8 protein-coding genes and 2 pseudogenes are annotated in these 8,601 nt (G+C 69.2%); 8 read left to right on the forward strand and 2 right to left on the reverse strand.

The window, feature by feature from the left end; genetic code table 11:
• Positions 1–244: 244 nt before the first annotated feature.
• Entirely contained in the window at positions 245–1,123 is an 879-nt protein-coding gene (locus AB8A24_RS42375; RefSeq protein WP_369479168.1) for an alpha/beta hydrolase, read from the reverse strand.
• 346 nt (positions 1,124–1,469) lie between these two features.
• Here AB8A24_RS42375 and AB8A24_RS42380 point away from each other — a divergent pair, with 346 nt between their 5' ends.
• From AB8A24_RS42380 to AB8A24_RS42400, 5 genes and pseudogenes are all read left to right on the forward strand, one after another.
• Positions 1,470–1,904 carry a hypothetical protein gene (locus tag AB8A24_RS42380; protein WP_369479169.1) on the forward strand — a complete coding sequence of 145 codons (435 nt, stop codon included), beginning with the start codon at positions 1,470–1,472 and terminating at the stop codon, positions 1,902–1,904.
• A gap of 345 nt (positions 1,905–2,249) precedes the next feature.
• Positions 2,250–2,935: pseudogene (locus tag AB8A24_RS42385) on the forward strand (IS5 family transposase).
• 426 nt (positions 2,936–3,361) lie between these two features.
• Entirely contained in the window at positions 3,362–4,021 is a 660-nt protein-coding gene (locus AB8A24_RS42390) for a pentapeptide repeat-containing protein (RefSeq protein ID WP_328959847.1), read from the forward strand.
• A gap of 115 nt (positions 4,022–4,136) precedes the next feature.
• Positions 4,137–4,378, forward strand: a pseudogene (locus tag AB8A24_RS42395) (transposase); the annotation flags it as partial.
• Positions 4,379–4,466: 88 nt separating this feature from the next.
• A complete protein-coding gene (locus AB8A24_RS42400) occupies positions 4,467–4,727 on the forward strand; it encodes a hypothetical protein (protein WP_369479170.1) in 261 nt (86 codons plus the stop codon).
• Between the two features lie 152 nt (positions 4,728–4,879).
• Here AB8A24_RS42400 and AB8A24_RS42405 read toward each other — a convergent pair whose 3' ends face one another.
• Positions 4,880–5,896, reverse strand: coding sequence for a helix-turn-helix transcriptional regulator (locus AB8A24_RS42405; RefSeq protein ID WP_369479171.1), 1,017 nt, complete (start codon positions 5,894–5,896; stop codon positions 4,880–4,882).
• 96 nt (positions 5,897–5,992) lie between these two features.
• Between AB8A24_RS42405 and AB8A24_RS42410 the strand changes: the two genes are divergently transcribed.
• The 3 genes from AB8A24_RS42410 to AB8A24_RS42420 all read left to right on the forward strand — a co-directional run.
• Complete coding sequence (locus AB8A24_RS42410; RefSeq protein WP_369479172.1) at positions 5,993–7,231, forward strand: FAD-dependent oxidoreductase; 1,239 nt, start codon at positions 5,993–5,995, stop codon at positions 7,229–7,231.
• Positions 7,232–7,930: 699 nt separating this feature from the next.
• Entirely contained in the window at positions 7,931–8,263 is a 333-nt protein-coding gene (locus tag AB8A24_RS42415; RefSeq protein ID WP_369479173.1) for a DUF6236 family protein, read from the forward strand.
• A 109-nt stretch (positions 8,264–8,372) separates the two neighbouring features.
• Positions 8,373–8,601, forward strand: a 229-nt coding sequence (locus tag AB8A24_RS42420; RefSeq protein ID WP_369479174.1) for a DUF6236 family protein, incomplete at its 3' end; no start/stop codon positions are given.

The following is an 8,601-nucleotide window of genomic DNA, read 5'->3' on the forward strand; positions in this document are numbered from 1 at the left end:
CACCTACAGAGGCCGCCTCTTCGCGCTTGGATGCGGCACGTTCCTGGCCGGTGCATGCCGGCGCGTCGCCGACGTGGATCCGATGCACCGAGCCCTGTCCGCGCAGCCTGCCCGGCGTCAGCAGATGGCCGTCATCGGACCGCTCGGACCGCGCGAAACCGTTGGGGCCGGCAGAGTGCCGCGCTTGCGTCCCGTCGACATCGGTACCGCCACAGGATTCGAAGTCCGGCAGTGGATGCGACCACTACGGCGGTGAGACGAGGCCGGCCAACAGCTCCGCGAAGACCTGCGGACGGCTGAAGTAACCGATGTGCGAGGAGGCCAGCGTGTGCACTTCGAAGGGGTTGTGCGGTGTCAGCGCGTCCGCTTTACGGATCATGTAATCCTGGACGGCCGGAGGAATGCTCCTGTCGGCGGCGAGCCGGACGAAGGTGTGCGGTACGCGTCCCCATCCGTCGGCCCGGACCACCGCACCCGGCTCCAGAATCGCGTAGTTCTCGTCCGGGTCCAGGGAGTCCAGCAGCAGCCGGAACTGGTGGTCGGTGGAGTCGGCCATGACCGCGGCCTTCAACTCGGCGAACAGTTGCGGGTCGGCGTGCGCACTGCGCCAGTTCAGCCGGACCACGCCCTGGCCCTGGCCGTCCGGGTAGGGCACGGTGATCCGCGCGGCCAGGGCGTCGAGCAGGTTGTCGTCGACCACGTCCCACGGCTCGGTGAGCATGGCCGGGTCGCTGAGACAGAGCGCCGACAGGTAGACCACGCGGTGAAGCAGTTCCGGTGCGGCGTTGGCGACGGCGCTGATCGTCAGACCGCCGAAGCTGTTGCCGACCAGGACGACGGGCCCCGCTGCGCTGAGGCGGCGGATGACGGCCAGCACGTGGCGCACGTTGTCCTGCAACGTGACACCCCGGATCGGGGAGGGGGCGGCGCCCAGCGCGGTGACGTCCTGCGGCTGCCGGTAGTAGGCGGCGGGGCCGTCGGCGAGGTCGCCGTGGCCGGGCAGGTCGACGGCATGCGAACGGTGCCCGAGCAGGGCCAGTTCGTTCTGCAACGGGCCCCAGGCCCGGGCGTTGCTGGAGCCGCCGTGAACGAATACGAAGGTAGGGCGCAAGGTTGCGCGCATGGTGAAGATCCTCGTCATCCTGAGGTGAACGGTGGACGTGGGACCTGGTGTCGGCGACGGCCGACACCACGGTCAGAGCGTCGACCGGGTACGGGCGGCGTGCCAGTTGTGGATGACGGAACACATGAGGGTGATCATAGTGCGCCCCGGCCGAAGTGGCGGAAGGATTCGGCACGTCAGCGGTGGATCGCCGCGTACCCGGTGAGGTACCCGTGTCGAGAGTGCGGATCCCTTCGCAGGGCTGACCGCCGGCTGCCGGGCCGCTCGGGCGGGTCGCAGATATCCTGGTACCGAGGTCGGGGGCTTTCCTCGTCCGGAGGGCAGCACAATGCGGCGTCGATACCTCATGCTCCTTGCAGCCCCGCTCCTCGCCTCCTCGGTGGCTCTCGCCCCCGCCCACGTGGCGCAGGTCGGAACCGCCGGGACGAGCGGGGTCAAGCAGGCGGTGAAGGTCACCAAAGTCGAAGTGGTCACCCTGCTGAAGTCGGGGGAGACCGTCGAGTGCAACGGCACTCCCGTGGCCATGGCCTTCGACGGAAAGATCACGGCGACCGGGCCGGGCACGGTCCGCTACCACTGGACCGTGAACGCCGGCCGCGCCCGCCTCTCCCCGGGATCCTTCGCCTTCGGCGCGGGCACCTCCACCAAGGTCGTCCTTCAGGTCGTGGACATGCCGGCGCCCAGGAACGCCAAGGCGGTGACCGGATACGTCACGCTCCACCTGCCGGACCAGAAGAAGAGCGTCCGCAGCGAGCAGGTGACGTTCCCCTGCAAGAAGTGAGCCCTGGTTCTTCTTGCGCGTCAGTAACAGCTTCGGAGGGCCCCGCCGGAACAAGACGGCAGGTGATGCCTGGGGACGGCAGCGGGCGGGCGCCGGCGAGTCCACCGGCGGGTCCGTCCGGGCCACCCTCGGCGTTATGGTTCTCGGCCCACGCGGCCGGCGCAGGCACAGCCTCGCTCAGCTTTGGTCAAGCGAGGTATACCCGCTGGCGTGCCCGGCCCGCTGCGACCGGGCGGCCGCCTGCCCGGTCAGCCAGCACTGACGCCTCAGCATCACCGTCCTTGCCCCACCGCAGCGGTGCCCAGTAACCATCACCGCGAGCAGGCAGCCACCGCTCCGGAAATCATTTATGTCGAGGATGACCTGTGGGCGGTGGTCGAACCGCTGTTGTCGAGTGTGGAGCATCGGACCCGCTATCCCGGGCGGAAGCGGCATCCGGAACGGCTGGTGTTCCAAGGCATCCTGTTCGTCCTTCACACCGGAATCGCCTGGGAACATCTTCTGCCCCAGGAACTCGGGTTCGGCTCGGGAATGACGTGCTGGCGCCGCCTGGCTGAGTGGACCGAGGCCGGCGTCCGGCCCCGGCTCCACGAGGTCCTCCTGGCCAAACTCCGTCGTGCGAACCTGTTGGACTTCTCCCGGGCGGCAGACGACGGCTCCCACATCCGAGCGCTAAAGGGGGCTTCCAGGCAGGACGAAGCCCTGTCGACCGGGGCAGAGCGGGCAGCAAGCACCAGTTGATCACCGACGCCACCGGCATCCCGCTCGCCGCCACCCTGACCGGAGGCAATCGCAGCGACGCCACGCAGCTCATCCCGCTACTCGAAGCCATTCCGCCCGTGCGCGGCAAGCGGGGCCGACCTCGGCGCCGCCCCTACGCCGTCCTCGGTGACCGAGGCTACGACCACGACAAGTACCGCCGCCTTCGAATCCGCTGGGAAATACGTGACGACATGCATGAAGCCTTTTTCACCCTTGGATGCACCCTCATCTGCTGGCGACGCCTGAAGTCATCAGATGAGGTGTTCTAGCCGCCGAGCTTGTCCAGGACGGCCAGAGCGCGCGATCTTCGTAGCAGGGCAATCGGGCCTGAGGCGCAAAACAAATCTCAGGGAAGTCCGGGGTCGGCGGGCGTTCGCCCCCCGGACCGCCACCCTGGTGAACCAACCGGCGTGTGGAGCAGGCGCGTTGACTTCGTGCGCGGGATGCAGGGCGGCGCTGCCGTGATTTCGGGGGCGGCAGGGGTCATCACGCCACAGGGGTGATTTATCCTGTATGTGATTTTCGGGTGTTTATGGAGTCCGTGAGCGCGCGGTCCTGTACCGCGATTCCTGCCTGGAACGCGATTAGGCGGAACCCGCGGGCCCGGGTCAGCATGAAGACATCCCCCTGCACCCCAGGCGGCCCCTGACCGGGCCGCATCAGGCGTGACCTGAACCTGCCCCGGAAGGACTCCGATGCGCGTACCCGCCCCTCGCGACCTGCCCGCCCTGCCCTACGCACATCGTCTCGAACCGTTCACCGGGGACCTGGAGCGGGAGGAGGTCTACGAGTGGCTCCACATCGACAACCGCGCCTTCGACGACGTCGACGGCGGCATGACCCGCTTCAGCGAGTCGGCCCTGTCCTCGGTGACCTTCACGGGCGGCCGGTTCCGGCGCGCACGCTTCGACACGGTATGGATGCACAACATCCGCACCGTGGGCAGTGACCTCGCGGAGACCACCTGGCTGGACACCGAATGCCTCTCCAGCCTCCTGGCCGGCACCCAACTCCACGGGACCCAGATGCGCCGCGCCGTCTTCCACCACTGCAAGTTCGACTCGGTCAACCTGCGTGCGGCTCAGCTGGCGAACGTCACCTTCGTCGACTGCCTGCTGCGTGACGTCGACTTCGCAGGCGCGACCCTGACCGGCGTCTCATTCCCAGGAACGACGCTCGACGGAGTCGACCTCACCAAAGCCACCCTTACCCGAGTAGATCTCAGCGAGGGGACCGCACTGGGCATCACCTCCGGCGTGGCAGCCCTCAAGGGCGCCACCATCAGCACTCCCCAGCTGCTCGACCTCGCCCCGGCCCTGGCCCAGCACATCGGCCTCACTGTCAAGGACGCCTGACCCCACAGCCTCATGCCCCCGAGCCCGTTGTGCCGCTCATTTCGTTAGCCGTTCTTCGAAGCGATCCCATTCGGTTGCTGGGTAGGCTCCCGGTTGTGGCGGGGATGTTGAGCGGCTGGTGCCGGATGAGTTGTGGGAGCTGTTTCAGCGGGTGGTGCCGGAGGTGCCGTCGCGGCCTCGGGTGGTGGCCGGCGTCGGCATGGTGAGCGGGAGGTGCCGGCGGCGATTCTGTTCGTGGCTACGTCGGGGTGTACCTGGCAGCGACGATCGTCGGCGCGATCACCGACACCCACCCTGACCCACCCGCAGCTCCTCGTCCTCGGCCGCCACGACCAGGGCGGCCCGACCGCGCGCGGTCGGTCGGACCGTCCCGCTGCGCCCGGACGCCGCCCGTCAGGTCGCCGAGCACCTCACCGCGGCCGCGCCCGGACACCCGTAGGAGGGCGTGCGCTTCCCCGCGACGTGGGGGAGCCGCGATGTCCTCGACACCACCCTCGTCCAACCCGCCCTGGTCGGCGAGATCAGCGCCGACCGCGCCATCGACCGCGGCGGCGTCTTCCGTCACCCGCTCCGGTTCCAGCGGCTACGCCTGGACATGACCACGGAGGGCGTTCCCCGGTTCGGAGGGCATGGCGTGGAGATGGTGGAGCGGCTGCCGTTGGGGATGCGGACCCCCGGCGCGGTGACGTACGCCCGGTGCGCGTAGTGCGGAGCACTCGGTGAACTCGTCCTCGAGGGCGGGCGGCTGGACCTGGCGATGGCCCGGGCCGGGGATCACGTCCGCGAGACGCAACCAAGCGTGAATGTCCCCGAGGTACCGGACACGCTTCGCCGAGGGTCGTGATCTCTCAGAACCACTCATTCATGAGAAGGACCGAGGTTCTCCGTGTCGGCAATAGTGGCCCATCGGCGTGTGAGACGGCGGCATGCGTGGACGAGTTCGGGTGGGTGGAGCTCGGTGAGTTCGGTGTCGAAAGTAGCGAGGATGCCGGCGATGCCGGCCCAGGACCAGGCGCCGAGAGTGAGCCGGCAGTAGTCGGTGTCGAGGTGTTCCACTACGGAGCCGCCAGGTGCCCAGCGGGCCACGATGTGAGCGGGCAGGTTGAGCCGGGCGGTGCCGGTGCATTGCCAGACGGCGGGGGTGTCGCCGCGGTCGTGGGTGCTCATCACGAAGTGGGCGAGGTCGGGGTGGGGAAGCGCGCGGGCGGTGAAGCATTGTGTGGTGGGGCGGGGGTGCAGTCGATCGACGCGGCGCACTCGCCATTCATTGTCGGTGAGGTCGTAGGCGACCAGATACCACCGGGCGGCCCAGAAGACCAGGTGGTGTGGCTCAATGCGGTGGGCGGGCAGGTAGTCGGGGTCACTGGGTTCGGGGCGTGTGCCGTCGGGACGCAGTGTCTCGGTGACGAGTAGGTGGCGGTGGCGTACCGCGGTTCCGACGGCGGTGAGGGCGGCCGGGTCGATGGGGGGCGCGGGGAACTCCCAATAGTTCTGCAGCCGCGTCAGGCGCAGGGATTCCATGGATGCCCGCAGCGCAGGGGGCATGACCTGGTGCAGAGCCGTTAGTGCCCGCGCCGCGTCGTCCCTCAGGCCGAACATCGTACTTGGCGCGGTCTGCAGGGCCACCGCGACCGCGAGGGCTTGGTCATGGTCGAACAGCAACGGCGGCAGGGTTCGCCCGGCTCCGAGCCGGTAGCCGCCATCGGGGCCGTGGATGGTAGCGATCGGGTAGTCGAGCGCGCGCAAAGTTTCGATGTCGCGGCGGACGGTGCGTTCGCTGGTCCCGAGCCGGGTGGCGAGCTCGCGCAGCGACCACCGCCGTCCTGATCCGAGCAGAGACAACAGCCGTAACGCCCGGTGTGAGGTGTTCGCCATCGTCCCATCATGACCCGTAGTGGCCACTCGGTGTCCACTACCGGTGTCAGGGTGCGTTCTGTCCAGTGAGCAGCGGAGGAAAGGACGGTGTCGGGTATGCGGGTAGTCGTGGTTGGTGGCGGGATCGGCGGGCTTGCATTGGGGGCGGGGCTGCGTCGCCGGGGGTTCGAGGTGGCGGTGTTCGACCGAGACACCGATGTGGCCGCGACGGGCGGCTACCACATCACCCTGGATGAGCGGGCGCAGTCGGCGCTGACAGATCTGGTGGAACCGAAGGTCATGCAGCGGCTGTTGGCATCGGGGTCGGCGCTGCGACTGCGCGAGCGCGACGCGTTCTGGGATCGCCGCGGCCGGCTGCTGGGCCACGGGCCGGACCTCAGCGACAGTGCGAGTATCGACGTCGATCGGATCACCCTGCGGATGCTGCTGGCCGAAGCCGTCGGAGATGGCCTGCACTTGGGATGCAACGTGTCCGGCGTCGGCCACGATGACCACGGCGCGCCCCGAGTGCTGTTCACCGACAGGGCGCCGGTCTCAGCGGACCTGGTGGTGGGCGCGGACGGCACCCACTCGGTGGTCGCCCGCCACCTGGCGGGAGGCCCGACCAACAGTCCGGCGGGCATCATCGGGTTCTCCGGCCGCACCCTCCGGCGAGACCTCAGCCCCGGCGAGCAGCAGCGGCTTGGGCCACGATCGGGGCTGGCGATCGGGCTGCGCGGCGGAGCGCTCTACATCGGCTTCCTCGACCCGGTCGGCAACACCGCGCTCGACGCTCCCGAGTTACGGATGTCGGTCACCACCGGACCCACCTACATCTGGGGCGCCATGTTCCCCGAATCCACCAGCACCGATTCCCTGCGCGTCCTTCGTGGCGGCGAACTGCAGGCCGCGCTGCTCGGCCGATTCCGCGAGCGGGGCTGGGCCGCGCACACACTCGAGGTCATCGCCCAAGCCGACCCGCACAGCGTGGCCGGATTCCGCTTCAACGCCGCTTCCACCCGCGCGGAGGATCTCGCGCCCTGGCCTGCGGGTCGTATCACCGCGCTGGGCGACGCTGTCCACGCCACACCGCCCACCGCCGGAATGGGGGCGGGCGCGGCCATCCGCGACGCCGCCGGCCTGCTCACGCACGTCAGCGCCGCCGCCGACGGCACCTCCACCCTCACCGACGCAGTGCACCATTTCGAGGCCGGCATGCGCCGGCGCGGCAGCGAAGTCCTCACCCTGGCCATGAAGACCGTCCGGTGGATCCTGGCCACCGACACCACACTCGGCGCCGCAGCCACCGTCGTGAGCACCCCGATTCTGGCCGCAGCCGCCCGGCTACGTCACTGACGAGCCGCGCGACGCCCATGCCTTGCACTCGAGCTCTCTCGTGCCCGCCGCAAACCAGCTCCAAGACGGTTCCGTGTCTCGGCTGGACCGTTCGCCGGAAGGTCGGCTGCATGCCGCCTGGGCACCGTGAAGGGCAGTCATCAGTCCCGCATGCGACGAGCGGCCCGGTGACAGCTACGAGAGCGGAGGCCGCTCGGAGCAGTGGGGCCGCCTTCCAGGGCGATTGAGGCCCCGTCAGTGTGCCGGCGGCCTCACCCTTCTTCCGGTTCCCTCGCCGTCACCAGCAGTTCGGAGTACGAAGGCGAGGAACCCGCGGCCTTGCTCAGGGTCCGCGAACGAATGCCAGAGGCGTTCGCGATCTCCGAGGTCTCCAAAGCTCCCCAGGGGTCCAAGACCCTGTCCGAGACCCTGTCCGACATGAGCTCGACCGAGGCGTTCAGGAGTGCGGCCTCAGCCTGATCCGCCGCAGGTCGGGCCTGTTCAGCGATTGCCCGTAGAAGAGTCGGCGCCGCGGCTACAGGTGGGCCAGGCGCTCGAGCACGGGGTCGGCCGGCTCGGCGTAGAAGTCGACACGGTACTGGGCCTGGAGGACCTGGGCGCAGATGGTCAGCAGGCGCCGGAGGAGGTGCACAACGGCTTCGCTCAGGATTGCGTGGGGGCGCGATCAAGGATGGTCGGGTGGGGAGAGGAAAGCGATCAATGCCGCTGCAGACCGGGCTCGACTCTTCGTACGTCCGCTTACGAGACGAATCGTGGGCCAAGGCGGCGGCCCTGAACGGGCGCAACGTGGCCCGCGTGGTGCCGCCCGGTTTCCCGGTGCAAGACCGCGAGGTTGTCGGAGAGCTCAACCAGGACTCGGGATTCCTCGTCGATCCCGATCCACGGCCGGCTGCCGAGGCGGTGGCGTCGGCGTTCTTCACGGCGGTTCAGAACAACGCCGACGCGCTGCGCGCCCGTTTCGCCGTGAGGGACGCCGGTTCACCCCGCGCTGGCAGTCGTCCCCGAGCCTTGCCTCGACCGGCCGGCATCTGACCGACCTCTACCCCGCAGAGGTTTCCGGCGAGCTCGTGGCCGCGCTGGAGGAGGCCGGGCTTGCCCGCTGGGAGTCCTGGTCGGACCCCGGCAGACCTCGTGGGTAGTCGTGGACCCGGCCCTGACGTGGGCGTACAAGTGCGCGCTCACCCAGGAACTGGCCCGGCAGACGGCGTTCGCGCCGGTCACCGACCAGCTGGAGGCCCACACCGCGGCGGGCAACTGGACGCTTCGAGGCGCACAGGCGAGGTTGTGGGGGCTGCCGTGCCCGGGGTTGTCGGGGTGTGGGTCGGGCACGGCGGTGGGGTTCGGGGGTCAGGCGAGGGCGAGGCTGATCT

It is taken from the genome of Streptomyces sp. BF23-19 (assembly GCF_041106355.1).
Taxonomy (GTDB): domain Bacteria; phylum Actinomycetota; class Actinomycetes; order Streptomycetales; family Streptomycetaceae; genus Streptomyces; species Streptomyces virginiae_A.